22 protein-coding genes and 2 pseudogenes are annotated in these 24,481 nt (G+C 60.0%); 11 read left to right on the plus strand and 13 right to left on the minus strand.

Annotated elements, in window-relative coordinates; translation table 11 throughout:
* Nucleotides 1-120: 120 nt before the first annotated feature.
* Together QRN33_RS18670 and yccS are read left to right on the plus strand one after the other, a co-directional pair.
* On the plus strand, nt 121-1,299 hold the full coding sequence (locus QRN33_RS18670; RefSeq protein WP_285409516.1) for a BaiN/RdsA family NAD(P)/FAD-dependent oxidoreductase: 1,179 nt from the start codon (nt 121-123) through the stop codon (nt 1,297-1,299).
* Between the two features lie 221 nt (nt 1,300-1,520).
* Entirely contained in the window at nt 1,521-3,713 is a 2,193-nt protein-coding gene (gene yccS, locus QRN33_RS18675; protein WP_042606615.1) for a YccS family putative transporter, read from the plus strand.
* Between the two features lie 111 nt (nt 3,714-3,824).
* Here yccS and QRN33_RS18680 read toward each other — a convergent pair whose 3' ends face one another.
* Nucleotides 3,825-4,562, minus strand: coding sequence for a substrate-binding periplasmic protein (locus QRN33_RS18680; RefSeq protein ID WP_042606614.1), 738 nt, complete (start codon nt 4,560-4,562; stop codon nt 3,825-3,827).
* Nucleotides 4,563-4,817: 255 nt separating this feature from the next.
* Here QRN33_RS18680 and QRN33_RS18685 point away from each other — a divergent pair, with 255 nt between their 5' ends.
* On the plus strand, nt 4,818-5,270 hold the full coding sequence (locus tag QRN33_RS18685) for a GNAT family N-acetyltransferase (protein WP_064365338.1): 453 nt from the start codon (nt 4,818-4,820) through the stop codon (nt 5,268-5,270).
* A gap of 187 nt (nt 5,271-5,457) precedes the next feature.
* Here the strand turns inward: QRN33_RS18685 and QRN33_RS18690 are convergent, their stop codons facing one another.
* The 3 genes from QRN33_RS18690 to QRN33_RS18700 all read right to left on the minus strand — a co-directional run bounded on the left by QRN33_RS18690 (nt 5,458) and on the right by QRN33_RS18700 (nt 8,513).
* The gene (locus tag QRN33_RS18690; RefSeq protein WP_016772794.1) at nt 5,458-5,754 is read right to left on the minus strand and encodes a winged helix-turn-helix domain-containing protein; all 297 of its coding nucleotides are present in this window, start codon (nt 5,752-5,754) and stop codon (nt 5,458-5,460) included.
* A 98-nt stretch (nt 5,755-5,852) separates the two neighbouring features.
* Nucleotides 5,853-6,344, minus strand: a complete 492-nt coding sequence (locus QRN33_RS18695) for a YgjP-like metallopeptidase domain-containing protein (RefSeq protein WP_285409517.1) — start codon at nt 6,342-6,344, stop codon at nt 5,853-5,855.
* 45 nt (nt 6,345-6,389) lie between these two features.
* Nucleotides 6,390-8,513 carry a putative bifunctional diguanylate cyclase/phosphodiesterase gene (locus tag QRN33_RS18700; RefSeq protein ID WP_123417838.1) on the minus strand — a complete coding sequence of 708 codons (2,124 nt, stop codon included), beginning with the start codon at nt 8,511-8,513 and terminating at the stop codon, nt 6,390-6,392.
* Nucleotides 8,514-8,826: 313 nt separating this feature from the next.
* Here QRN33_RS18700 and QRN33_RS18705 point away from each other — a divergent pair, with 313 nt between their 5' ends.
* Together QRN33_RS18705 and QRN33_RS18710 are read left to right on the plus strand one after the other, a co-directional pair.
* Nucleotides 8,827-9,495 (plus strand): polysaccharide lyase family 7 protein, encoded by a 669-nt coding sequence (locus tag QRN33_RS18705; protein ID WP_042606610.1) that lies wholly within the window; start codon nt 8,827-8,829, stop codon nt 9,493-9,495.
* Between the two features lie 335 nt (nt 9,496-9,830).
* Nucleotides 9,831-9,923 (plus strand): annotated as a pseudogene (locus QRN33_RS18710) (transcriptional regulator); the annotation flags it as partial.
* A gap of 60 nt (nt 9,924-9,983) precedes the next feature.
* Here QRN33_RS18710 and QRN33_RS18715 read toward each other — a convergent pair.
* A pseudogene (locus QRN33_RS18715) lies at nt 9,984-10,088 on the minus strand (class II fructose-bisphosphate aldolase); the annotation flags it as partial.
* A gap of 206 nt (nt 10,089-10,294) precedes the next feature.
* Here QRN33_RS18715 and QRN33_RS18720 point away from each other — a divergent pair.
* Complete coding sequence (locus QRN33_RS18720) at nt 10,295-10,654, plus strand: hypothetical protein (RefSeq protein ID WP_123417834.1); 360 nt, start codon at nt 10,295-10,297, stop codon at nt 10,652-10,654.
* Between the two features lie 64 nt (nt 10,655-10,718).
* On the opposite strand, the gene fba is transcribed toward QRN33_RS18720, so the two are convergent.
* From fba to tkt, 6 genes are all read right to left on the minus strand, one after another.
* Nucleotides 10,719-11,783, minus strand: coding sequence for a class II fructose-bisphosphate aldolase (fba, locus tag QRN33_RS18725; protein ID WP_008081027.1), 1,065 nt, complete (start codon nt 11,781-11,783; stop codon nt 10,719-10,721).
* A gap of 307 nt (nt 11,784-12,090) precedes the next feature.
* Entirely contained in the window at nt 12,091-12,423 is a 333-nt protein-coding gene (locus QRN33_RS18730; protein ID WP_281925551.1) for an MliC family protein, read from the minus strand.
* A 57-nt stretch (nt 12,424-12,480) separates the two neighbouring features.
* Nucleotides 12,481-12,702 (minus strand): hypothetical protein, encoded by a 222-nt coding sequence (locus tag QRN33_RS18735; RefSeq protein WP_042606606.1) that lies wholly within the window; start codon nt 12,700-12,702, stop codon nt 12,481-12,483.
* 34 nt (nt 12,703-12,736) lie between these two features.
* Complete coding sequence (locus QRN33_RS18740; RefSeq protein WP_285409518.1) at nt 12,737-13,900, minus strand: phosphoglycerate kinase; 1,164 nt, start codon at nt 13,898-13,900, stop codon at nt 12,737-12,739.
* Between the two features lie 12 nt (nt 13,901-13,912).
* Nucleotides 13,913-14,965 (minus strand): erythrose-4-phosphate dehydrogenase, encoded by a 1,053-nt coding sequence (epd, locus tag QRN33_RS18745; protein WP_042606605.1) that lies wholly within the window; start codon nt 14,963-14,965, stop codon nt 13,913-13,915.
* Between the two features lie 166 nt (nt 14,966-15,131).
* Nucleotides 15,132-17,129 (minus strand): transketolase, encoded by a 1,998-nt coding sequence (gene tkt, locus QRN33_RS18750; protein WP_083353740.1) that lies wholly within the window; start codon nt 17,127-17,129, stop codon nt 15,132-15,134.
* 259 nt (nt 17,130-17,388) lie between these two features.
* Here tkt and QRN33_RS18755 point away from each other — a divergent pair, with 259 nt between their 5' ends.
* From QRN33_RS18755 to QRN33_RS18770, 4 genes are all read left to right on the plus strand, one after another.
* Complete coding sequence (locus tag QRN33_RS18755; RefSeq protein ID WP_042606603.1) at nt 17,389-18,384, plus strand: ArsR/SmtB family transcription factor; 996 nt, start codon at nt 17,389-17,391, stop codon at nt 18,382-18,384.
* 18 nt (nt 18,385-18,402) lie between these two features.
* A complete protein-coding gene (gene metK, locus QRN33_RS18760; RefSeq protein WP_024014624.1) occupies nt 18,403-19,593 on the plus strand; it encodes a methionine adenosyltransferase in 1,191 nt (396 codons plus the stop codon).
* A gap of 220 nt (nt 19,594-19,813) precedes the next feature.
* Nucleotides 19,814-21,490 carry an NAD-dependent DNA ligase LigB gene (gene ligB, locus QRN33_RS18765; protein ID WP_285409519.1) on the plus strand — a complete coding sequence of 559 codons (1,677 nt, stop codon included), beginning with the start codon at nt 19,814-19,816 and terminating at the stop codon, nt 21,488-21,490.
* Between the two features lie 97 nt (nt 21,491-21,587).
* Complete coding sequence (locus QRN33_RS18770) at nt 21,588-21,983, plus strand: DUF1090 domain-containing protein (RefSeq protein ID WP_285409520.1); 396 nt, start codon at nt 21,588-21,590, stop codon at nt 21,981-21,983.
* A 57-nt stretch (nt 21,984-22,040) separates the two neighbouring features.
* Here QRN33_RS18770 and QRN33_RS18775 read toward each other — a convergent pair whose 3' ends face one another.
* Entirely contained in the window at nt 22,041-22,490 is a 450-nt protein-coding gene (locus tag QRN33_RS18775) for a c-type cytochrome (protein ID WP_285409521.1), read from the minus strand.
* A gap of 128 nt (nt 22,491-22,618) precedes the next feature.
* Between QRN33_RS18775 and mltA the strand changes: the two genes are divergently transcribed.
* Nucleotides 22,619-23,803 (plus strand): murein transglycosylase A, encoded by a 1,185-nt coding sequence (gene mltA, locus QRN33_RS18780; RefSeq protein ID WP_042606599.1) that lies wholly within the window; start codon nt 22,619-22,621, stop codon nt 23,801-23,803.
* Nucleotides 23,804-23,917: 114 nt separating this feature from the next.
* Here the strand turns inward: mltA and QRN33_RS18785 are convergent, their stop codons facing one another.
* Complete coding sequence (locus QRN33_RS18785) at nt 23,918-24,301, minus strand: MAPEG family protein (protein WP_042606598.1); 384 nt, start codon at nt 24,299-24,301, stop codon at nt 23,918-23,920.
* Between the last annotated feature and the right edge of the window lie 180 nt (nt 24,302-24,481).

Raw genomic sequence — 24,481 nt, forward strand, 5'->3', positions numbered from 1 at the left:
AGCGAGCCTGCTCGCGAATGCAATCGGTCAGTCGACATCATTGTTGAATGACACAGCGCTTTCGCGAGCAGGCTCGCTCCCACAGTTTGTATTGTAGCGAGCCACCAAGAGGACACCGTTTTGCGCTCTACCGAAGTCGTGATCATTGGCGCTGGCGCGGCCGGCTTGATGTGTGCCCTGACTGCCGCCGGGCGCGGGCGTCAGGTGTTACTGCTTGACCACGCGAACAAGGCGGGGAAGAAAATCCTCATGTCCGGCGGTGGCCGCTGCAACTTCACCAACATGTACACCGAACCGAGCAATTTTCTCTCGCAGAATCCGCATTTCTGCAAATCCGCGCTGGCGCGTTACACCCAGTGGGATTTCATCGGTCTGGTCGGCAAACACGGCGTGCCGTACCACGAGAAGAAACTCGGCCAGCTGTTCTGCGATAACAAATCCAGCGACATCCTCGGCCTGCTGCTCGATGAATGCGATCAGGCCGGCGTCGAGCTGCGTCTGGACACCTCGATCCAGACCATTGAAAAAATCGACAGCGGCTACCTGCTCGACACCACCCTCGGCCAGGTCCAATGCCAATCGCTGGTCATTGCTACCGGTGGCCTGTCGATCCCGACGCTGGGCGCCACCGGGTTCGGTTATCAGGTCGCTAAACAGTTCGGCCATGAACTGCTGCCGACCCGCGCCGGACTGGTGCCGTTCACCATCACCGATCAGCTCAAGGATTTGTGCACAGAGCTGTCCGGCACCTCGGTGGATTGCCTGGTCAGCTGCAACGAGCAGAGCTTTCGCGAAAACATCCTGTTCACTCACCGCGGCCTCAGCGGCCCGGCGATCCTGCAGATTTCCTCGTTCTGGGAGCCCGGCGACACAGTGGGGATCAATCTGCTGCCGGACCACGATGCGGCGACGTGGCTGCAAGAGCAAGTCGCCGAACGCCCGAACAGCGAGTTGAAAACCTTGCTTGGCGAAATCTTCACCAAGAAGATGGCCAATCTGCTGGCGGACAACTGGTTTGCCTCCAAACCGATGAAGCAGTACACCCACGCTGAATTGGCGGAGATTGCCGAGAAGCTTGGCAGCTGGAAAGTTGTGCCGGCGGGAACTGAAGGCTATCGCACGGCTGAGGTGACTCTGGGTGGCGTCGATACCCGCGAGGTTTCGTCGAAGACCATGGAATCGCTGAAAAGCCCGGGCCTGTATTTCATTGGCGAAGTGCTCGACGTCACCGGGCACCTGGGCGGCTTCAACTTTCAGTGGGCCTGGGCCTCCGGCTACGCAGCGGCGCAGTACGTCTGATCGAAACAACACTCCCCGTGTAGGAGCTGCCGAAGGCTGCGATCTTTTGATCCTGTTTTTAAAGATCAAGATCAGAAGATCGCAGCCTTCGGCAGCTCCTACAGTTGTCATGCGTAATGCAGTCAGGAACACTTTTTGCTGTCAGATGTGCTCGGCGCCATTGCGTCGGCGTCATTACTGGCTCAATTTAGCGGCATCGCCTCGGAAGGCCTTCGCACTTCATGTCCTCGACCTCGTTTCGTCAGTCTTTGCGGCGCCTGTGGGCGCTGGATAAATTCAGCTATAGCGTGCGGGTATTCATCGCCCTGACCGGCAGCATGGCGCTGTGCTGGTATCAGGATGAAATGGGCCTGCTGATCCCGTTGTTCCTCGGCATCATCGCCAGCGCCCTGGCCGAAACCGACGACAGTTGGCAGGGCCGCCTCAACGCCCTCGCCGTGACGCTGGTGTGTTTCAGCATCGCCGCGCTGTCGGTGGAGCTGCTTTTCCCCTACCCGATCATTTTCGCCGTGGCCCTGGCGCTGGCCAGTTTCGGCCTGACCATGCTCGGTGCGCTGGGCGAGCGTTACGGCGCGATCGCCTCGGCGACGCTGATTCTGTCGGTGTACACGATGATCGGCGTCGATCAGCGCGGCGGCGCGGTCACCGATTTCTGGCACGAACCGATGCTGCTGGTCGCTGGCGCGGCGTGGTACGGCCTGCTCTCGGTACTGTGGCAGGCGCTGTTTTCCAATCAACCGGTGCAGCAAAGCCTGGCGCGACTGTTCCGCGAGCTGGGTCTTTACCTGAAGTTGAAATCGTCGTTGTTCGAGCCGATCCGGCAGATGGACGTCGAAGCCCGCCGCCTCGAACTGGCGCAACAGAATGGCCGGGTGGTCGCCGCACTGAACACCGCCAAGGAAATCATCCTGCACCGGGTCGGCAACGGTCGACCGGGCTCGAAAGTCAGCCGATATCTGAAGCTGTACTTCCTCGCGCAGGACATCCACGAACGCGCCAGTTCGTCGCACTACCCTTACAACGCGCTGGCCGAGGCGTTCTTCCACAGCGACGTGCTGTTCCGCTGCCAGCGCCTGCTGCGTCAGCAAGGCAAGGCTTGCCGGGCATTGGCGGAGTCGATCCAGATGCGCCAGCCGTTCATTTATGACGCGAGTTTCGCCGAAGCCCTGAACGACCTGCATGCCTCCCTCGAGCACTTGCGCATCCAGAGCAACCCGGCATGGCGCGGCCTGCTGCGCTCGTTGCGCGCCCTGGCGGCCAACCTCGGCACCCTCGACCGCCTGCTCAGCGATGCCAGCAACCCAGACGCCCTGGCCGATGCTACCGACAGCAGCCTGCTCGACCGCTCACCGCGCAATCTCAAGGACGTTTGGATTCGCCTGCGCACGCAACTGACGCCCACCTCGCTGCTGTTCCGCCATGCCCTGCGCCTGCCGCTGGCGCTGAGCATCGGCTACGGCATGGTGCACCTGATTCACCCGTCGCAAGGCTACTGGATCATCCTCACCACGCTGTTCGTCTGCCAGCCGAACTACGGCGCCACCCGGCGCAAACTCGGCCAGCGGATCATCGGCACGGCCATTGGCCTGACGGTGGCGTGGGCGCTGTTCGATCTGTTCCCCAACCCAGTGGTGCAATCGTGCTTCGCCATCGCTGCCGGCGTGGTGTTCTTCACCAACCGCACCACCCGCTACACCCTGGCGACGGCGGCGATCACCATCATGGTGCTGTTCTGCTTCAATCAGGTCGGCGATGGCTACGGGCTGTTTCTGCCACGGCTGTTCGATACCCTGCTGGGCAGTCTGATCGCCGGGCTGGCGGTATTCCTGTTCCTGCCGGACTGGCAGGGCCGGCGCCTGAACAAAGTGCTGGCCAACACCCTGACCTGCAACAGCATCTACCTGCGCCAGATCATGCAGCAATACGCCGCGGGCAAGAGCGACGACCTCGCCTATCGCCTCGCCCGACGCAACGCGCACAACGCCGATGCGGCGCTGTCGACGACGCTGGCGAACATGCTGATGGAGCCGGGGCATTTCCGAAAGGAAGCCGATGTCGGTTTCCGTTTCCTGGTGCTGTCGCACACCCTGCTCAGTTACCTGTCCGGGCTCGGCGCACACCGCGAAACGCAGCTGCCAGCCGAAGTGCGTGAGCATTTGATCGAGGGCGCCGGGGTGAAACTGGCGAGCAGCATCGACGAAATCGCCCAAGGCCTCGCGAGCAAGCAGCCGATTGCGATTCAGAGTGATGAAGAGGAAGCACTGGCCAATGAACTGGAGCAGATGCCGGAGGAGATCGATGAAGGCCAGCGACTGGTACAGACGCAATTGGCGCTGATCTGCCGGCAGTTGGGGCCGCTTCGGACATTGGCGGCGCATTTGATCAAAGACACCAGCGAGGTCAGTGCTGGCTGACATGGCGTCATCGCGAGCAGGCTCACTCCTACAGGGGAACGCATTCCAACTGTAGGAGTGAGCCTGCTCGCGATAGGGCCATCAGCCCCACAATAAATTCCAGCTCAGCCCTCACATTCCATGCCGCCGCAATAACTTCTCGTAGGTCCCGTCAGCCTTCATCGCTGCAATCGCTCGATCAAACCCGGCGACAATCTGCTCATGCTGCGGACTCTTCAGGCTGACCAGTATGTGCAGGCTGTTCTCGCTCAGCGGCTTGGGTAAAAACTCCACCGAATTGCGCACCTTGGCCGATTCCCGCGCAAGGTAATACTTCGCGACGTATTCGTCTTCCAGCGTCAGCTTGACCCGATCGGCCGAGAGCATGCGCACGCCCATGGCGAAGTTGTGCACAGGGACTTTCTGCATCGCCGTGTCGGCATCGAACGGTGCGGAATAGGCATACCCGCGCACCACCGCAATCGGGTAGGTGTGCAGTTGCTCGAGGTTGCTGTAGTCGATGGGCGCATCCTTGCGCTTGAGGAAGCGAATGCGGTTGATCAGGTACTCGCCGGAAAACTGGCCGATCTGCGTGCGCTCGTCGTTGTACCAGGCGTTGACCAGCACGTCGTAACGCCCTTCGCCAATGCCCAGCAACGCCCGCGCCCACGGCACTTGCTCGTAACCGCTGGCATAACCGGCGCGCGCCAGTGCGGTGCTGACAATGTCAGTGGCCAGGCCACCGTTGATCAGCGCATCGTCGGTAAACGGCGGCCAGTTATCGAACACCAGCCGCAGCTTTTGCGCTGCAGCATCCTGGCCGAGCAACAGCAGTCCGATCAAAGCAACGGCTTGAAGCAATCGCAGCATGCTTGAACATCCTCAGCGGGCATCCGCCCGACGTGGTTTCACGTCAAAATCCAAGGCCCCTTACCGGCAAAACCCAAGCATTGAACATTAGCTCATGGGAGCCAGTGCGCAGTGCTCTTGAGCAGATTACACAAAGTCGCAGGCGCCGCGAGAAAGGAATGATGGCATTTTGACCTTTATCACAGACTGTTGCGCCATACAGACATACGGCGCTGCTGCGCTTAGTATCGGGCGACGTATTCAAGGAATCGAAAGATGACAATCGAGTGGATCTGCAAACATCACAGCGATCTGGGCAAAGAGCAGTTGTACGCGCTATTGAAACTGCGCTCGGACGTGTTCGTGGTCGAACAGAAATGCGCCTACCCGGACCTCGACGGCCAGGATCTGGAAGGCGATACCTACCATCTGATGGGTTGGGAGGACGATCAGTTGATGGCTTATCTGCGCCTGCTCGATCCGGAATCCCAGGGTGGTGACGTGGTGATTGGCCGGGTGATCACCGCCCCTGCCGGTCGCGGCAAAGGGCTGGGCCACGCGATGATGGAACAGGCGCTGAAACAGGCCGGGAAGCACTGGCCGCAGGTGCCGATCTATCTGTCGGCGCAGGCGCATTTGCAAGGGTATTACGGCAAATACGGGTTTGAAGTGGCGGGTGAGGAATATCTCGAGGATGGCATTCCTCACATCGGGATGCGTCGCGCCTGAACAGCCCCTCATCCTAACCCTCTCCCAGAGGGAGAGGGGACTGACCTTGGTGTCTTGGGCCATGCGGCGACCTGAAAAACAGTGTCGATTATGGATTCAACAGCATTCGCTCACGTCGGTGAAATTCTACAATTTCCCCCGATCGGCTCCCTCTCCCTCTGGGAGAGGGCTGGGGTGAGGGGCTTTTTCAGGGATACTCAAGAACCGCCTTGATCTGCCGCAAATTGCGCTCGATCCACCCGCGATCAATCGCCCCCCACTCGCGAATCCGATAGCGTCCGGCATGGTTGCGCGCGCCCTCTTCCTGCTCGAATTCACAGATGATATCCAGATCGGCCAGCGCGGCGATGGTGTCCTGCGCCGTACGCCGGGGCATGCCGGTGACTTCGGTCAGCGTCGGCACGCTGGGCGCCAGACCGCTGTCGATCAGATAGGCCACGTAGAGACGGCGGTAGAAACTGCTTTTGGTCTTGCTGACGTCCATCCAAACACTCCCAACGTTAGAAGATCGCAGCCTTCGCCAGCCTGCAAAAGATCGCATTCCAACTGTAGGAGCTGCCGGAGGCTGCGATCTTTTGATTTTTATTGCATATCCCGCCACGTCAGGTACACGCGCAGATCGAATTCGATCTGGTGATACCCCGGCAGCATGTGCTCGCACAGTTTATAGAACGCCTTGTTGTGGTCCGATTCCTTGAAGTGCGCCAGCTCGTGCACCACGATCATATTCAGAAAGTCCGGCGCGGCGTCCTTGAACAGCGAGGCGATGCGGATTTCCTTGTTGGCCTTGAGCTTGCCGCCCTGCACCCGCGAGACCGTGGTGTGCAGACCGAGGGCGCGGTGGGTCAGGTCGAGGCGATTGTCGAACAGCACCTTGTCGATGGCCGGCGCGTTGCGCATGTACTGCTGCTTGAGATCCAGCGCGTAGCTGTACAACGCCTTGTCGCTCTGCACGTCATGGCGTCCCGAGTAGCGCTGATCCAGGTAATCACCCAGCCGCCCTTCGGCGATCAGTTGGCGCACCTGATCCTGCAAACGCTCGGGATAGGCCTGGAGGTACTTCAAGACAGTCATGGACGGGCAGCACGGCTCGGAAAAAGGTGCGCCAGTGTAGCGAATTCAACCGGCCAGCGCGCTCCAGTCGAACGGCTCGGCAAAGCGGACTGCGTCCTCGGCGACCAAGGGTCGCGCAACCAGGAAACCTTGCACGTACTCGCAGCCATGGGCTTGCAGCCACCGGTATTGCTCGACGGTTTCCACCCCTTCGGCTATCACCAGCAGGCCATATTGCTTGCACAGGTCGATGACCATGCGCACCAGCGCAGCATCACGTGGCGAGTCCGGCAGGCGCGCGATGAGGTGGCGGTCGAGCTTCAGCGTGTCCAGCTCCAGATCACGCAGATGCGCCAGCGAGCATGATCCGGAACCGAAATCATCCAGCGCCACGCGCACCCCGAGATGACGCAGCAGCCGCAGTTGCTTGCGCGTCTCGTCCGGGTTTTGCATCAACGCTTCCTCGGTGACCTCGACTTCCAGTTGCCGTGGCTGCAGCCCATGGCGCTCCATGACCTGACGCAACTCGGTGACCAGATTCGGCAAGCCGAACTGGGTGTTGCTCAGGCTCACGCCGAGCACCAGATCCTCGGCGAACAGCGCTTCCCAGGCTTTGCGCTGGCCGGCGCCCCGGTGATAGATCCAGCTGCCGAGGCGGCTGATCAACCGCGCTTCTTCCAGCAACGGCAGAAACAGTCCCGGCGGCACATCGCCGACGCTCGGATGCTGCCAGCGCAGCAACGCTTCGAACCCCCGAGTCTGCCCGCTACCGATCGCCACCTGCGGCTGATAGACCAGATTGAAATCGCGGTTTTCGATGGCCTCGCGCACGCTGTCTTCCAGCATCAGACGCGAGCGTGCGCGGCCGTTCATCTCATGATCATAAAAGCGATATTGCTGACGCCCGGCCCGCTTGGCTTCGTACATGGCAATGTCCGAGGCGCGCAGCAAACCGTCGAGGTTGCGGCCACAGTCGGGATAGGTGGCGATGCCGATGCTGGCGCCAAGGACAATATCCAGACCTTCGATCTGCTGACAGACCGACACCCGCTCGATGAGCTTCTCGGCAATCTTCGCCGCTTGCTCGGGGAATTCCAGATCCAGCAGCGCAGTGAACTCATCGCCGCCCATGCGCGCCAGGATATCGAACGGCCGCAGGCACGCCTTCAACTGTTCGGAAACCCAGCGCAACACGCGATCGCCGGCGTCATGGCCGAGGGAATCGTTGACCCGCTTGAAGCCGTCGAGATCGAGGTAGAGCAACACCCAGCTACTGTCGCTGCGTTCGCCGCGCAACAACAGGTTTTCCACGGTCTGGTAGAAACCCCGCCGGTTGAGCAGGCCGGTCAGAGGGTCGGTCACTGCCTGGAATTCCAGTTGCTGGTGCAAGTGACGCACCACCGACATGTCCAGCACGGTCACCACCATCGCGTGCTGCTCCGAGGATAGCGGCGCGCAGGACAATGCCACCGGCACTTGCTGTCCGGGCGCAGTGCGCAGCAACGCATCGTGCAGGCGCAGAGTTTCGCCGCGCTGGTAGCCGGCGTAGAACTCGGAATCGGCCCACAGCGGAATGTGCGGCTTCTGCAGGAAGTCGAGAAACTCCTTGCCCTCAAGCTCCTTGACCGGCGCGTTGAGCAGCCGCGAAATCGCCGGGTTGGCAAAACGAATCACGCCGTCCTCGCTCAACACCAGAATGCCTTCGGCGGCGTTATCCAGCACCGAGGCATTGAAGGCGCGCGCCACTTCCAGATCATGACTGAGGCGTTGCAGGGCACGGCGATTGCGCTGGTGTTCAAGCAGTGCCTGAACCTTGGGCTTGAGGATTTGCGGATCGAACGGTTTGAACAGGTAATCCACGGCGCCGCTGGCATAGCCCTTGATCACGGCGTCTTGGGATTGTTCGTTGGCGGTGAGGAAAATGATCGGCGTCAACCGCGTGCGCTGGCTGCCGCGCATGAGCCGTGCGACCTCAAAACCGTCCATGCCGGGCATCTGCACATCGAGCAGGACCAGGTCGATGTCGTGTTCGAGCAAAAGATTGAGCGCCTCGAAACCGGAGGCGGCGGTCATCACATGCCAATCCTGACGCTGCAACAACGCGCGCATGCTGATCAGATTTTCGGGGTAATCATCGACGATCAAAAGGACCGAGTTGCCTTCACCTGGCTGGGGTTGCGCGCATTCCATGCTGCTTCTCTTATCGGGACCGGTTGCCGGCAAAACCATAGACGTACTGAGCCTTCACTCTAGTCGCGGAAGCCACAAAGCAGAAGCAGCCGCCACGCCATCATTTGGCCAATGTTCCATCGAGCCGACTAACGGTCGCCGCTACAGCCCCCTAAAACCGGGCAGGATGGCATTTCGACAGGATGTTGACGCCAATCAACTGCCGGACGGGCATTAACAAAAATAGCCGCTACGCTTATAAAGGCGCCCCGAAAAGGCGCGGGCTAGAGCTTCTGGCACCCGCGTTCAGGATGAATCGAGTGGAAGAACCGACATGATCGATCTCGCAACCTGGAATCTCAGCGTTCCCGTTGGCAGCCCGCCATACACCGTCGAAACCGAAAAACTGGTGAAAGGCTTCAAGGATCAATACTTCCATTCCGACACCGGAACCTTGTTTTTCTGGTCCCCGGTTACCGGGTCAAAAACCGAAAACGCCGTCTACCCGCGCACCGAACTGCGCGAGACCTTCAGCAACGGCACCCTGCGCAACTGGTATTACCCGGACGCGGACAACCTGCTGCGTGCAACCCTCGCCGTGAACAAGGTGCCCAGTTCGGGCAAGATCGTTATTGGTCAGATTCACGCTTATGAAAGCCAGAAGCCGATGCTCAAACTTGAGTATCAGTACAAGACAAAGACCGAAACGGGCAACCTGGTCATCAAGGTGCGCATGCGCCCAGATGACGAAGAAAGCCGCGTCATAACCCTCGCCACCGGCGTCAAGCTCGATCGCGAATTCAACTACCTCATCCACTTGAGCCCTGGCGGTGCCCTGGGCGTGAGTGCGGCGGGGTATCAGTGGGATTCACAGATCAGCGCGACCTGGCGCGACAAGCCGTTGTACTTCAAGGCTGGGGTTTATGTGCAGGACAACACCGGGTATACCAGTGAGGGCGGGCAGGTGACGTTTACCAAACTGGATATTGATCACGACAAGTAACCCATTTCGACATCGCAATCCCTTGTAGGAGCTGCCGAAGGCTGCGATCTTTTGATCTTGATGTTTGGCGCCTCTTGGGAACGCCGGAATCAAAGTCAAAAGATCGCCGCCTTCGGCAGCTCCTACCTTTAAACAGCGTTGTTTAGATCTGTCGGCGACTACCTCCGGATGCCTACAACAGCTTGCGTCGTTGCCTACGGGCACACCAGAATCCGCCGGCTTGTGCGCCTGGCGGGCCATCGGGAACTTGATTCGCGTCACTGATATCCAGTAATCGGGTTTAGTATTCCTTGGCTTCAAGCTTGGTGCACAAGCATCTGTTAGTCAGGAATTTGAACGCCTATGCACGTGTTATTGCCGCTCTGGATTGCGAGTTCGACGTTAATCCAGCAGTGATGCCCACGCTTGAAGAGGTAGCGGAAATATTTGTTAATTACGCCCACAAAAAACCCGCCTCTCGGCGGGTTTCTTTTAAATCAGCTCAACACTCAGGCTCTGTTGACCTTAGCGTTCAACTCACCCTTCAGATAACGCTGATGCATCGCCTCCAGCGAGCTCGGCTTGATCTTCGAAGCATTACCCGAAGTAAAGAAAGGGATAGATCTATTTATACGACCTGATCTTTATACCGACTTTATCAACAACCTGAACGGAATATCGCAAATCACTATAAAGAACTGTCATTTCTATCAGGTCACAAAAGTCGGCCTCCACTCTAACCTCATCAACGTGAGACAAAAAACCAAATTCGGACTTACATCCAGCCCGAGCTTAAATCGCGTCCAATAAGGTGAAGGTTATGTTTAATTTCAATGGCAACGTCACTGAGCTGTCCGGTATAGGTGAAACAAATCCCGCCACACTTACATTTGACGACCTAAGCCAACAAGGTGGACAGTTAAAGAATGGCAAAATGCAATATTACGGCCTTAATTTCACCGTTACCGGTAGTTATACCGCGAAGACTTCCCGGTCTTTTAATCTTCAAGCGAAAGCAAAAGCCTCAGATGGAGATGAAAGAGGACATGGCGACAGTTCACTCGCCATCAGCTTGAAATCGTCCGACGGCAACGATAATAACTTGGACGGTACTGTTAAGGTTCTCGCAGGCGGACCGAATGTGGGTAAAACCTACAAAATGAACTTCGCAAGAGGCTAACACCAGAGCGTAAAAAAACCCGCCTCTCGGCGGGTTTCTTTTTTAATCAGCTCAACACTCAGGCTCAGTTGACCTTAGCGTTCAACTCACCCTTCAGATAACGCTGGTACATCGCTTCCAGCGAGATCGGTTTGATCTTCGAAGCATTACCCGCAGTACCAAATGCTTCATAACGTGCGATACACACGTCACGCATTGCAGTCACGGTGGCGCCGAAGAATTTACGTGGGTCGAATTCGCTCGGGTTGGTGGCCATCAGGCGACGCATGGCGCCGGTGGATGCCAGACGCAGGTCGGTGTCGATGTTGACCTTGCGCACGCCGTGCTTGATGCCTTCGACGATTTCTTCAACCGGTACGCCGTAGGTTTCTTTGATGTCGCCGCCGTACTGGTTGATGATCGCCAGCCACTCTTGTGGCACGGAGGACGAACCGTGCATCACCAGGTGAGTGTTAGGGATGCGCTTGTGGATTTCCTTGATGCGATCGATCGCCAGCACATCACCGGTCGGTGGCTTGGTGAACTTGTAGGCGCCGTGGCTGGTGCCGATGGCGATGGCCAGGGCATCGACCTGGGTGCGCTTGACGAAATCAGCGGCTTCTTCCGGGTCGGTCAGCATTTGGCTGTGATCCAGAACGCCTTCGGCGCCGATGCCGTCTTCTTCACCGGCCATGCCGGTTTCCAGCGAACCCAGGCAGCCCAGCTCGCCTTCTACCGAGACGCCGCAGGCGTGGGCCATAGCGACGGTCTGTTGGGTGACGCGAACGTTGTAGTCGTAGTCGGTCGGGGTCTTGCCGTCTTCGCCCAGCGAGCCGTCCATCATTACCGAGCTGAAGCCCAGTTGAATCGAACGCTGGCAGACGTCAGGGCTGGTGCCGTGGTCCTGGTGCATGCACACCGGGATGTGCGGGAATTCTTCGATCGCGGCGAGGATCAGGTGACGCAGGAATGGCGCGCCGGCGTATTTGCGGGCGCCGGCCGAAGCCTGGACGATCACCGGGGAGTCAGTCTTGTCAGCGGCTTCCATGATGGCGCGCATCTGCTCAAGGTTGTTGACGTTGAAAGCTGGAACGCCGTAGCCGAACTCGGCTGCGTGGTCCAGCATCTGGCGCATGCTGATAAGTGCCATTGTGTGTGTCTCTCCCGGTTGAGGGTCGTTGATCGTGCCAGCCTGCCGGAGCGGCGGCGGCTATTCAAGTTAATGCAGATCGGGGGTTGAGGCCCGGTCTGGTGATTCGATAAAGCCAAACCTGTATGTATACCGACCTGTGGCGAGCGAGCTTGCTCGCGCTCGGCTGCGAAGCAGTCGCAGAACCTGCCGACACGGTCATTCAGAAACACCGCACAGCAAGATTTTGGGACCGCTTCGCGCTCCAGCGGGAGCAAGCTCCCTCGCCACAAAGGCGATTGCCACAGCGAATCTGCGGCGTATTCGTTTACTGCGCTTTGCAACCACGGCCAATCAGGTCATTGGTGGCGACCCAGTACACCAGGCCTTCTTCACCCTTGACGTGAAACGCCAGCATGCCATCGCTATACAGCGTGCCCGAGGCGCCCGGCTCTTCTTTCAGGCGATAGACCTGATCACCGCCGCCGAGGCGCACGTCGACTTCCTGCTGGCCGGCATCGGCGTAACGCCACAGCACCTTGGCCTGGCTGTCGCAGGTCCAGGTCGTCCAGTTGTCTGCCGGGGCGGACGACTGAAACAGGTTCAACTGCGCGCAACCGCCCAACAATGCCAACGCCGCAACGGCGATCAAGCCTTTCATCCGTGTTCCTCAACTGGCGACGCTCGCCGCCAGCCCTGAGTTAAAGAGTCAGACCCGTCAAGGACAACCATGTTCCTTGACCGGGGTTTGCGTTTCGTATTTGTCCAGGCCGTCCGGACCCGAGCGCTTGTTCAGCACCGGGTTGGTTTCGGCCTGCCAGTCGGCCTGATAACAGCCCTTCTGCGGCTCGCTCGGTGCTGGCGTCGCGTCGGCCTTCGGGGTACTCCCGCAGGCCGCCAGCGTACCGCTCAGCAACAACAGCGCTAACGACTTGACCATGAAAACACTCCTTTGCCTGGCCAAACGGGCGGCCTCAGGCCTTGGCCCGGCTTTCCAGGACTTCAACGGCTGGCAGCACCTTGCCCTCGACGAATTCGAGGAAAGCGCCACCACCGGTGGAAATGTAGGAGATCTGCTCAGCCACGCCATATTTATCGATCGCCGCCAGGGTGTCGCCACCGCCAGCGATAGAGAATGCCGAGCTCTCGGCGATGGCCTGGGCCAGTACTTTGGTGCCGTTGCCGAACTGATCGAACTCGAACACGCCAACCGGACCGTTCCACAGAATGGTTTTCGACGATTTCAACAGCTCGGCGAAGTTGGCCGCGGTTTGCGGGCCGATGTCGAGAATCATGTCGTCAGCCGCAACGTCGGCGATCAGTTTCACCGTCGCTTCAGCGCTTTCCGCAAATTCTTTGGCGACGACAACGTCAACCGGCAACGGCACACTGACTTTCGCAGCGATTTCACGGGCGGTGTCGAGCAGATCCGGTTCGTAGAGCGACTTGCCGACCGGGTGACCGGCCGCCGCGAGGAAGGTGTTGGCGATGCCGCCGCCGACGATCAGTTGATCGCAGATCTGGCTCAGGCTGTTCAGCACATCGAGTTTGGTCGACACCTTGGAGCCGGCAACGATCGCCGCCATTGGCTTGGCCGGTGCGCCGAGAGCTTTGCCCAGTGCGTCCAGCTCAGCGGCCAGCAACGGGCCAGCGGCAGCGACTTTGGCAAACTTGGCTACACCATGGGTCGAACCTTCGGCGCGGTGAGCAGTACCGAAAGCGTCCATCACGAACACGTCGCACAGGGCCGCGTATTGCTGGGCCAGGTCGTCGGCGTTCTTTTTCTCGCCCTTGTTGAAGCGCACGTTTTCGAACAGCACGATGTCGCCCGCCCTGACCTCGACGCCACCGAGGTAATCAGCCACCAGCGGCACTTCGCGGCCGAGCGCCTTGCTCAGGTAGTCGGCGACAGGTTTCAGGCTGTTTTCGGCAGAGAATTCGCCTTCGGTAGGACGGCCCAGGTGCGAGCAGACCATCACTGCCGCGCCTTTTTCCAGGGCCAGCTTGATGGTCGGCAGCGAAGCCAGGATGCGCGCGTCGCTGGTGACAACACCGTCCTTGATGGGGACGTTGAGGTCTTCGCGGATCAATACGCGCTTACCTTGCAGATCGAGGTCGGACATCTTCAACACGGTCATGGGTCGCACTTCCTACGGTTTTTTTGAAGTTGCTGTTTGCAGATAGTGATCTGCAACGTCCAGCATTCGGTTGGCAAAACCCCACTCGTTGTCGAACCAGGCCAGGATGTTCACCAGTTTGGGGCCGGAAACACGGGTCTGACTGGCATCGACGATGGCCGAATGTGGGTCATGGTTGAAATCACAGCTGGCGTGCGGCAACTCGGTGTAGGCCAGAAGGCCTTTGAGCGGGCCGCTGGTGGCGGCTTCGCGCAGGATCCGGTTGACCTCGTTGGCGTCAGTCGCGGTGGCGGTCTGCATCGTGATGTCGAGGCAGGACACGTTGACTGTCGGCACGCGCACGGCTTTGGCCTGAATTCGTCCGGCAAGTTCCGGCAGCAGGCGCTCGATACCGCGTGCCAGACCAGTGGACACCGGGATCACCGACTGGAACGCCGAACGGGTGCGGCGCAGGTCTTCGTGGTGATAGGCGTCGATCACCGGCTGATCGTTCATCGCCGAGTGGATCGTGGTGATCGACACGTAATCCAGACCGATCGCCTGATCGAGCAGGCGCAGCAGCGGCACGCCGCAGTTGGTGGTGCAGGAGGCGTTGGACACCAGCAGTTCGTCGCCCGTCAGGCAGTCCTGATTGACGCCGTAGACGATGGTGGCGTCGACATCCGCCTCGCTGGCCATCGGCTGCGAGAACAGCACGCGCGGCGCGCCGGCGTCGAGAAAACGCTGACCGTCGGCACGGGTGTGGTAAGCGCCGGAGCACTCCAGCACCAGATCGACGCCCAGCGACGCCCAATCGATGCCTTCCGGGGTGGCACTGCGCAGGACCTTCACGCAGTCGCCATTGATATGCAGACAATCGCCCTCGACCCGCACTTCGCCGGGGAAACGGCCGTGGGTGGAGTCGAAGCGTGTCAGGTATTCGATGCTGGCCATATCGGCCAGATCGTTGATCGCGACAATTTCAAACCCGGCCTTCGCGCCGCGCTCGAACAACGCCCGCAAGACGCAACGACCAATGCGGCCGTAGCCGTTGAGTGCAACTTTGTAAGGACGCGGTTGAGGCATGGGGTTCTCGATAGAATTCGCTAACAACACAACCCCTGTAGGAGCTGACGAGTGAAACGAGGCTGCGATCTCTTGATCTTGTTTTTAAGATCAAGATCAAAAGATCGCAGCCTTCGGCAGCTCCTACAGGGGAACGCGGCGGCCAGGGCCACCGCATTCGTACTGCTTAGTCCTCCAGCAGCTCTTCAGCCTGACCCAGGATGTTTTCCAGGGTAAAGCCGAACTCTTCGAACAATGCCGAAGCCGGCGCCGACTCACCGTAGGTGGTCATGCCGATCACGCGACCTTCCAGACCCACGTACTTGAACCAGAAGTCGGCGTGGGCCGCTTCGATGGCGATACGCGCGCTGACTTGCAGCGGCAGAACCGACTGCTTGTACTCCGCATCCTGTGCATCGAAAGCGCTGGTGCAAGGCATGGAAACCACGCGGACCTTGCGGCCCTGCTCGGTCAGTTTGTCGAAGGCCTGAACGGCCAGACCAACTTCCGAACCGGTGGCGATCAGGATCAGCTCAGGCTCGCCTGCGCAGTCCTTGAGCACATAACCACCACGGCTGATGTTGGCGATCTGGCCAGCATCGCGTTCCTGATGCTGCAGGTTCTGCCGCGAGAAGATCAGCGCCGACGGGCCGTCCTTGCGCTCCAGAGCGTTTTTCCAGGCCACCGCCGATTCCACGGCGTCGGCTGGACGCCAGGTGTCGAGGTTCGGCGTGCTGCGCAGGCTGGTCAGTTGCTCGATCGGCTGGTGGGTCGGGCCGTCTTCGCCCAGACCGATGGAGTCGTGGGTGTAGACGTGAATCACGCGCTTTTTCATCAATGCCGACATGCGTACGGCGTTGCGCGCGTATTCCATGAACATCAGGAAGGTCGCGCCGTAAGGCACCAGACCGCCGTGCAGGGTGACGCCGTTCATGATCGCGGTCATGCCGAATTCGCGCACGCCGTAGTACATGTAGTTGCCGCTGGCGTCTTCAGCGTTGACGCCCTTGCAGCCTTTCCACAGGGTCAGGTTGGAACCGGCGAGGTCAGCCGAGCCGCCAAGCAGTTCCGGCAGCAGCGGACCAAAGGCGTTCAGGGTGTTCTGGCTGGCTTTGCGGCTGGCGATGGTCTCGCCCTTGGCCGCGACTTCGGCAATATAGGCCGAGGCTTTTTCCGAGAAGTCGGCCGGCAATTCGCCGCTCAGACGACGGATCAGCTCGTTGGCTTCAGTCGGGAACGCAGCGGAGTAGGCGGCGAAACGCTGATCCCACTCGGCTTCCACCGCGCGGCCAGCTTCCTTGGCGTCCCACTCGGCATAGATCTCGGCCGGGATTTCGAACGGGCCGTAGTTCCAGTTCAGCGCCTGACGGGTCAGGGCGATTTCCGCGTCACCCAACGGGGCGCCGTGGCAATCTTCCTTGCCCTGCTTGTTCGGCGAACCGAAACCGATGGTGGTCTTGCAGCAGATCAGGGTCGGCTGCGCGCTCTTGCGTGCGGTTTCGATGGCGGTCTTGATCTCTTCCGGATCGTGGCCGTCGACGTTGCGGATCACCTGCCAGTTGTAGGCTTCGAAACGCTTCGGCGTGTCATCGGTGAACCAGCCTTCGACTTCGCCGTCGATGGAGATGCCGTTGTCATCGTAGAAGGCGATCAGCTTGCCCAGGCCCAGCGTGCCAGCCAGGGAAGCGACTTCGTGGGAAATGCCTTCCATCATGCAGCCATCACCGAGGAACACGTAGGTGTGGTGGTCAACGATGTTGTGGCCGGGGCGGTTGAACTGCGCGCCCATGACTTTCTCAGCCAGGGCGAAACCGACGGCGTTGGCAAGACCCTGACCCAGCGGGCCGGTGGTGGTTTCGACGCCCGGGGTGTAACCGAATTCCGGGTGGCCTGGAGTGCGGCTGTGCAGTTGACGGAACTGCTTGAGGTCGTCGATCGACAGGTCGTAACCGGTCAGGTGCAGCAGCGAGTAGATCAACATCGAGCCGTGGCCGTTGGACAGCACGAAGCGGTCACGGTCGGCGAAAGACGGGTTGCTCGGGTTGTGCTTGAGGTAGTCGCGCCACAGCACTTCGGCAATATCTGCCATACCCATAGGGGCACCGGGATGGCCGCTGTTGGCTTTTTGCACGGCATCCATGCTGAGGGCACGAATGGCGTTGGCACGCTCACGACGGCTAGGCATCGCTGATCTCCTGGGTGTGAATAGACTGAAACGGAAAAAAGGAGGGCATTTTCCCTCACCCATGCGCCTCGGGGCAATGACAGATAGTCATCCGCGGGCGTTTTTCCAATCGATAGCGCGGGTTTCGCTTGGTGAAACCTTTCCGCTATTCGTTTGTAGAGACTGCCGTCCGCTGAGAAGTGCCATTTATCGAGCAATATCAAAACTTTTTGATATTGCCCTTGCGGTGCTTTGCCCCCGTCTCTAGACTGCCAGCCCTATGAACCTACGCGTGCCTTCCATTCGCCATGACGATTGCGACGAGCTGGCGGCCCTGTGCAAGGCCGGCGGTGATCCGCTGCGGCTGAATGTCTTGCGCGCGCTGGCCAACGATTCGTTCGGCGTGCTGGAGCTGGCGCAGATTTTCGGCATCGGCCAGTCGGGCATGAGCCATCACCTCAAGGTGCTGGCACAAGCCGATCTGGTGGCGACACGCCGTGAAGGTAATGCGATTTTTTATCGTCGCGCCCTGCCCCACAGCGATTTGCTCGGCGGCAAGCTGCACGCGGCGCTGTTAGAAGAAGTCGACAATCTGGATCTGCCTGACGAGGTGCAAGCGCGCATCGAACAGGTTCACGGCCAGCGTGCCGCTGCCAGTCAGGACTTCTTCGCCCGGGTGGCGGAAAAATTCCGTGCCCAGCAAGACTTGATCGCAGGCCTGCCGCAGTACCGTGACAGCGTGCTGGCCCTGCTCGACAAACTGAACTTCGATGGTGCAGCCACGGCCATTGAAGTCGGCCCCGGCGATGGTGCTTTTCTGCCGGAACTGGCCCGTCGCTTCGGCACCGTAACCGCGCTGGACAACAGCCCGGCGATGCTCGAACTGGCGCGTCAGGTGTGCGAACGTGAACAGCTGGCTAACGTCAGCCTGCAATTGGCCGATGCATTGAACGGCACGAGCCTTATGGCCGATTGCGTGGTGTTGAACATGGTCCTGCACCATTTCGCCGCCCCGGCCGATGCGCTCAGGCACATGGCTGACCTTCTGCAACCGGGCGGTAGCCTGCTCGTGACAGAGTTATGTAGCCACAACCAGAGTTGGGCCAGGGAGGCCTGCGGTGATCTCTGGTTGGGGTTTGAACAGGACGATCTGGCCCGTTGGGCCACCGCTGCGGGACTCGTTCCCGGGGAAAGCCTCTATGTAGGCTTACGTAATGGTTTCCAGATCCAGGTCCGCCACTTTCAGCGACCGGCTGGCGACACTCACCATCGGTAAATTCAGGAAAACATCGAGATGAGCGAATACTCCCTCTTCACCTCCGAGTCCGTGTCTGAAGGACATCCGGACAAAATCGCCGACCAGATTTCCGATGCGGTGCTGGACGCCATTATTGCCCAGGACAAACACGCTCGCGTGGCCGTGGAAACCCTGGTCAAGACCGGCGTGGCCATCGTTGCCGGTGAAGTGACCACCAGCGCCTGGGTCGACCTGGAGCAGATCGTTCGTGACGTGATTTGCGACATCGGCTACACCAGCTCTGAAGTCGGCTTCGACGGCGCGACCTGCGGCGTGATGAACATCATCGGCAAGCAGTCCCCCGACATCAACCAGGGTGTTGACCGCGCCAAGCCTGAAGATCAGGGCGCCGGCGACCAGGGCCTGATGTTCGGCTACGCCAGCAACGAAACCGACGTTTTGATGCCAGCGCCGATCACTTTCTCGCACCAGTTGGTGCAGCGTCAGGCCGAAGCGCGCAAATCGGGCCTGCTGCCCTGGCTGCGTCCGGACGCCAAGTCGCAAGTGACCTGCCGTTACGAAGGCGGCAAGGTTGTCGGCATCGACGCCGTTGTCCTGTCGACCCAGCACAACCCGGAAGTGTCTTACAAAGACCTGCGCGAAGGCGTGATGGAGCTGATCGTCAAGCACGTGCTGCCTGCCGAACTGCTGAGCAAGGACACCCAGTTCCACATCAACCCGACCGGCCAGTTCATCATTGGCGGCCCGGTAGGTGACTGCGGTCTGACCGGTCGCAAGATCATCGTCGACAGCTACGGCGGCATGGCCCGTCACGGCGGCGGCGCGTTCTCCGGCAAGGATCCATCGAAGGTTGACCGTTCGGCTGCCTACGCTGGCCGTTACGTGGCCAAGAACATCGTTGCGGCCGGCCTGGCCGAGCGTTGCGAGATCCAGGTGTCCTACGCGATCGGTGTGGCCCAGCCTACGTCGATATCGCTGAACACCTTCGGCACCGGCAAGATCAGCGATGACAAGATCATCAAACTGGTGCGTGAAGTGTTCGACCTGCGTCCATACGCGATCACCACCATGCTCGACCTGCTGCACCCGATGTACCAGGAAACCGCAGCCTACGGCCACTTCGGTCGTGCTCCGCAGACCAAGACCGTTGGCGAAGACAGCTTCACCACGTTCACCTGGGAAAAAACCGACCGCGCCGACGCCCTGCGTTCTGCCGCTGGCCTGTAAGACCCTGGCTGCATGAAAGCCCCGCACGGTTCGCGCCGTGCGGGGCTTTTTCATGCCTTACGGATTTTTGAGATCTCTGTGGGAGCGAGCCTGCTCGCGAAAGGGCCCTACCCGACGCCACCACGCTCCAGCCCGGAAACAGTTCGCAAAAAAACCGCGCAACGATCTTCAGATCCTCACCTACCCTTCAAGCATCACCCCCGAGCAAGGACGCTCAACGATGCTTTTCACACTGCGCCTGTTGCTGGCATTCCTGCTGGCACTCATCACCCTCGTCAGCCAAGCCAACTGCCCCGACTGGCCCTTACCCCAAGCCCAACGCGAAATCACTACCCTGCAAAACCGGATCGACCAATGGGACGACGCCTATCACCGCGAAGGCCGTTCATTGATCACCGACGAACTCTATGACCAGTCCCTGCTGCGGCTGAATGAATGGCAAGCCTGCTTCAACCAACCCGCATCACCGCAGCCGTTGCGCACAGCGGCCGGCACGGTCACTCATCCCATCACCCACACCGGCCTGGACAAGCTGCACAAAGCTGCAGACGTCGCCAACTGGCTGCGCGATCGCCAGAACGTCTGGGTGCAGCCCAAGGTCGATGGAGTGGCCGTCACGCTGATCTACCGTCAGGGGATATTGCAGCAGGCCATCAGCCGAGGTGACGGTGTCAGCGGTCAGGACTGGACAATTTCCGCGCGTAGAATCGCTGCCATTCCGCAACGCCTGAACCAGCCACAGGATCTGCTGGTGCAGGGCGAACTCTACTGGCGGCTGCAGGCGCACGTGCAAGCGCGATCCGGCAGCGTCAATGCCCGCGCCACCGTGGCCGGCCTTATGGGACGCAAATCCCTCGATGCCGAACAGGCCGCCGGGATCGGGCTGTTTGTTTGGGACTGGCCGCAAGGCCCTGTGCGACTGCCAGAGAGATTGTCCGGACTTCACGCATTGGGGTTCGCCACAACCGAGCCCTACACACAGCCGATCACCCGATTCGAAGACGCGCAAAAATGGCGCGAGCACTGGTATCGCTCGCCGCTGCCCTTTGCCAGCGATGGCGTAGTGCTGCGCCAGAGTCAACGGCCACCCGCCGAACGCTGGCAGGCCAAGGCACCTTACTGGGCGGTGGCCTGGAAATACCCGTTCGCCCAGGCATTGGCGGAAGTGCGCAAGGTGAATTTCAAGATCGGCCGCACCGGGCGCATCACCCCAGTGCTGGAACTGCTGCCGGTCAGACTCGATGACCGCGAGATCAAACGGGTCAGTGTCAGCTCGCTCAAGCGCTGGCAAACCCTCGACATTCGCCCCGGCGACCAGGTGGCTCTCAGTCTGGCCGGGCTGACCATTCCACGCCTGGACAGTGTCGTGTTACGTACCAGCGAACGGCCAGACATCGACATCCCCAACGCCAGCGACTACCACGCCCTGAGCTGCTGGCAACCGACACCCGGCTGTGAAAGCCAGTTTCTCGCGCGTCTGACCTGGCTGAGCGGCAAGCAGGGCCTGGCCATGCAACATGTCGGGCGTGGCACCTGGGAGAAACTTTTGGAAACAGGCCGTGTGAAACACCTGCTGGATTGGCTGACCCTCGATGCCTCAGAGCTTGCTAACATTGCCGGCCTCGGCGAGCGCAGCAGCGCACGTCTGATCGAAATTTTTCGGGGCGCGCGGCACCAGCCGTTCGCTCATTGGTTGAAAGCCCTGGGCATGCCGCCGACCGGACAGGCACAACTGGCTGATTCGTGGCAGGCCCTGGCACAACGCGACACTGAACAATGGCAGGCAGAAGCCGGCATCGGCCCGGGTCGCGCGGCGCAACTGAGCGCATTCTTTCGCGACCCGCAGGTACTGGCTTTGAGCGACACCTTGAAAGCCGCCGGAATCGACGGCTTCTGAACATGCAATCCCCGCCAGGCGGGAACCCAATGGCCGGCCAGACGCTCCAACAGCGCAGTGCCCTCCTACCCCGATTGCCTTTGCACATGGAGCTTTTATGAAATTTCTCGCACCGCTCGCCCTGCTTACTCTTTGCGGCGTCATGGCCGCCCCGGTCATGGCCGAAGAAGACGGCCCGGGCCTGACCGGTTGCGCTGCCAAGAAGCAGGGCATCATCAATCAGATCGAACAGGCCAAATCCCGCGGCAACATGGAGCAGCAGGCAGGTCTGGAAACCGCACTGCGCGAAGTGACCGAACACTGCACCGACGCCGGCCTGAAGAAAGACCGTGAGAACAAGGTGCTTGAGGCCAAGCATGAAGTCAGCCAGCGTCAGGCAGACCTCGACAAGGCCATGAAAAAAGGCGATCCGGAGAAGATCAACAAGCGCAAGGAGAAGCTCGCCGAATCGCGCAAGGAACTTCAGGAAGCGCTGGACGAGATCGACAAGTAATCTGCCGATTCCCTGTGGCGAGGGAGCTTGCCACAAGGGACTCAGCAGGTTCAGGAATCAATGATCCCGAAACTCTTTATGGCATGCACTGCAGGCATCCTCGACTTTCTGCACTGCCGGTCCGAGATTGCTGGCCTTGTAGGGCTGAACCTGGCTGGCGGCTACCAGTTCGCCGGTAGCCGCTTCAAGAGCGCGGGCCAGCTCCTGGAAACGTGCCTGTTTCTGCCAGACATCGTCCTTGGCGCTGGTGTGATCTTCTTCGCGCACCTGCGGAAAATGCTTCCAGGGCTCGCGGGACAACTCATCGAGTCTGACCGCACCCTCGGCAAATTTCGGCCCGTCGAACGCAATGCGCCCACGCAACATGCCGCCGAGGTCTTCGCTGGTCTTGAGCATCTGTTTGAAGATGGCCTTGCGCTGGCCCAGCGGCGAATTCGGGTCGACGCCGCCACAGGCGGACAAGCTCAGGCAGGCCAGCAATACAACAGCAATTCGTTTCAGAGTCATGGTGGCTTCAGGTCGCGGAAATCGGCGGCCAGTATCGTCGGCTCACCGCCAAACACCAATAGCCCTATTAAAAATACGGGTTGTTCGAGCGCATGGAGCACTCGGCCAACCGGCACAGGAATCACTCCATGAACAGCCGCTTCACGGCCTGGCGTCACCCGCTTCTCGTCACCCTGCCAATCCTGGCCGCCCTCGCCGGCTGCACCGGCGGTGACAACGCCGAACCGAAAACCCACGCGCTGGCCACCTATTCCAGCGCAACCTGGGAAGCCTTGCCAGCAGTCTCCGACAGCGATCTGGTCGCCGGTTTCGGCTCGTGGCGCAGCGCCTGCACACGACTCAAAGCCGACGCAGTCTGGGGCCCGACCTGCGCTGCAGCGGCGAATGTGCCGCAAAGTGCTGATGCAATTCGCGCATTCCTCAAGCAGAACCTCGATGTCTACGGCCTGCGCGCCGAGCACGACAACCCCAACGGCCTGATCACTGGCTACTACGAACCGGTCTACCCCGGCAGCCTGACCCCAACCGCAACGGCCAACGTGCCGGTGTATGGCGTGCCCGAAGACATGATCATTGTCTCGCTCGACAGCATCTATCCGGAATTGAAAGGCAAGCGCCTGCGCGGCCGCCTCGAAGGTCGCGTGCTCAAGCCTTACGACGACGCAGCAACCATCGAATCCAAAGGCGTTAAAGCCCCGGTAGTCGCCTATCTGACGGATCCGATGAACCTGCAATTTCTGCAGATTCAGGGGTCGGGCCGGATTCAGACCGAAGACGGCAAACAGTTGCGCATCGCCTACGCCGATCAGAACGGCCACCCGTACCGGCCGATCGGTCGCTGGCTGGTCGAGCAAGGCGAGCTGAAGAAAGAAGAGGTGACCATGAGCGCGATCAGCAATTGGGCCAAGGCCAACCCGACGCGCATTCCGGAACTGCTCGCCAGCAACCCGAGCTACGTGTTCTTCACCCGCAACCCGGACAGCAACGAAGGCCCGCGCGGCTCGCTGAACGTGCCGCTGACCGCCGGCTACAGCGCGGCGGTGGATCGCAAGGTGATTCCGTTGGGTAGTCTGTTATGGCTGTCCACCACCAAACCGGATGGCACACCGCTGGTGCGCCCGGTCGCGGCGCAGGATACCGGCGGCGCGATTGCTGGTGAGGTGCGTGCGGATCTGTTCTGGGGCACCGGCGATGCGGCCGGGCAACTGGCCGGGGACATGAAGCAGCAAGGGCAGATCTGGATGCTCTGGCCCAAAGGAAAAGAGTTACCGCAAGTGCCGCAGGTGGCGGATACACCGAAGCAAAAGTCTTAGGTTCTTCGTGGTCTGATCGGTCGCCTTCGCGAGCAGGCTCGCTCCCACATCTGGAATGCATTTCCATGTGGGAGCGAGCCTGCTCGCGAAGAGGCCGGCAGCAACACCCGATAATCAGATGGACACAAAGAAGAACGAAGCAATCAACGCCATCCCGATAAACCACACCACCGAACGCAGTGCGGCCCAGTCGGCCAGATAGCAAATGATGTACAGCAGGCGACTGGTGATAAACAACACGGCCAGCACATTGACCGTCACCAGCTCCGCAGTCCCGACCAGATGGGCAACGATCACCGCGGCGGCAAAGGCTGGCGTCACTTCAAAGCTGTTCAACTGCGCGGCATGGGCGCGACGGGCGACGCCGTCGACACTGTCGAGAAAATCCCGTGGATCGTAATTGTCCTTCAAGCGGAAACCGCCAGTTGCCTTCGCCACGACCGTGCACAGGTACGGCAGAAAAATCGCGATCAACACACACCAAAGAGCCACCGTCATAACGTCGTCCTTTTTTTCGATTCGAGTAATGGGCGAGCGGTCAGAACTTCATCACCCAGCATGCCGATCAGCACCTGCCCACAGGCTAAGAGCCGTGGCCGGCCGAAAGGTTCTTTCAGGCGGATATTTCACGGCACCGCTTACGGTGAATATGCGATTGCAGAACCGACTGGTCAGAAT

This window comes from Pseudomonas sp. FR229a (genome assembly GCF_030209115.1).
Classification (GTDB): domain Bacteria; phylum Pseudomonadota; class Gammaproteobacteria; order Pseudomonadales; family Pseudomonadaceae; genus Aquipseudomonas; species Aquipseudomonas moraviensis_A.

Excerpts from the sequence above, each read along its gene's own strand:
- yccS (WP_042606615.1), top strand. The coding sequence starts at position 1,521 with ATGTCCTCGACCTCGTTTCGTCAGTCTTTGCGGCGCCTGTGGGCGCTG.
- QRN33_RS18680 (WP_042606614.1), bottom strand. The coding sequence starts at position 4,562 with ATGCTGCGATTGCTTCAAGCCGTTGCTTTGATCGGACTGCTGTTGCTC.
- QRN33_RS18685 (WP_064365338.1), top strand. The coding sequence starts at position 4,818 with ATGACAATCGAGTGGATCTGCAAACATCACAGCGATCTGGGCAAAGAG.
- QRN33_RS18690 (WP_016772794.1), bottom strand. The coding sequence starts at position 5,754 with ATGGACGTCAGCAAGACCAAAAGCAGTTTCTACCGCCGTCTCTACGTG.
- QRN33_RS18695 (WP_285409517.1), bottom strand. The coding sequence starts at position 6,344 with ATGACTGTCTTGAAGTACCTCCAGGCCTATCCCGAGCGTTTGCAGGAT.
- QRN33_RS18700 (WP_123417838.1), bottom strand. The coding sequence starts at position 8,513 with ATGGAATGCGCGCAACCCCAGCCAGGTGAAGGCAACTCGGTCCTTTTG.
- QRN33_RS18705 (WP_042606610.1), top strand. The coding sequence starts at position 8,827 with ATGATCGATCTCGCAACCTGGAATCTCAGCGTTCCCGTTGGCAGCCCG.
- QRN33_RS18720 (WP_123417834.1), top strand. The coding sequence starts at position 10,295 with ATGTTTAATTTCAATGGCAACGTCACTGAGCTGTCCGGTATAGGTGAA.
- fba (WP_008081027.1), bottom strand. The coding sequence starts at position 11,783 with ATGGCACTTATCAGCATGCGCCAGATGCTGGACCACGCAGCCGAGTTC.
- QRN33_RS18730 (WP_281925551.1), bottom strand. The coding sequence starts at position 12,423 with ATGAAAGGCTTGATCGCCGTTGCGGCGTTGGCATTGTTGGGCGGTTGC.
- QRN33_RS18735 (WP_042606606.1), bottom strand. The coding sequence starts at position 12,702 with ATGGTCAAGTCGTTAGCGCTGTTGTTGCTGAGCGGTACGCTGGCGGCC.
- QRN33_RS18740 (WP_285409518.1), bottom strand. The coding sequence starts at position 13,900 with ATGACCGTGTTGAAGATGTCCGACCTCGATCTGCAAGGTAAGCGCGTA.
- epd (WP_042606605.1), bottom strand. The coding sequence starts at position 14,965 with ATGCCTCAACCGCGTCCTTACAAAGTTGCACTCAACGGCTACGGCCGC.
- tkt (WP_083353740.1), bottom strand. The coding sequence starts at position 17,129 with ATGCCTAGCCGTCGTGAGCGTGCCAACGCCATTCGTGCCCTCAGCATG.
- QRN33_RS18755 (WP_042606603.1), top strand. The coding sequence starts at position 17,389 with ATGAACCTACGCGTGCCTTCCATTCGCCATGACGATTGCGACGAGCTG.
- metK (WP_024014624.1), top strand. The coding sequence starts at position 18,403 with ATGAGCGAATACTCCCTCTTCACCTCCGAGTCCGTGTCTGAAGGACAT.
- ligB (WP_285409519.1), top strand. The coding sequence starts at position 19,814 with ATGCTTTTCACACTGCGCCTGTTGCTGGCATTCCTGCTGGCACTCATC.
- QRN33_RS18770 (WP_285409520.1), top strand. The coding sequence starts at position 21,588 with ATGAAATTTCTCGCACCGCTCGCCCTGCTTACTCTTTGCGGCGTCATG.
- QRN33_RS18775 (WP_285409521.1), bottom strand. The coding sequence starts at position 22,490 with ATGACTCTGAAACGAATTGCTGTTGTATTGCTGGCCTGCCTGAGCTTG.
- mltA (WP_042606599.1), top strand. The coding sequence starts at position 22,619 with ATGAACAGCCGCTTCACGGCCTGGCGTCACCCGCTTCTCGTCACCCTG.
- QRN33_RS18785 (WP_042606598.1), bottom strand. The coding sequence starts at position 24,301 with ATGACGGTGGCTCTTTGGTGTGTGTTGATCGCGATTTTTCTGCCGTAC.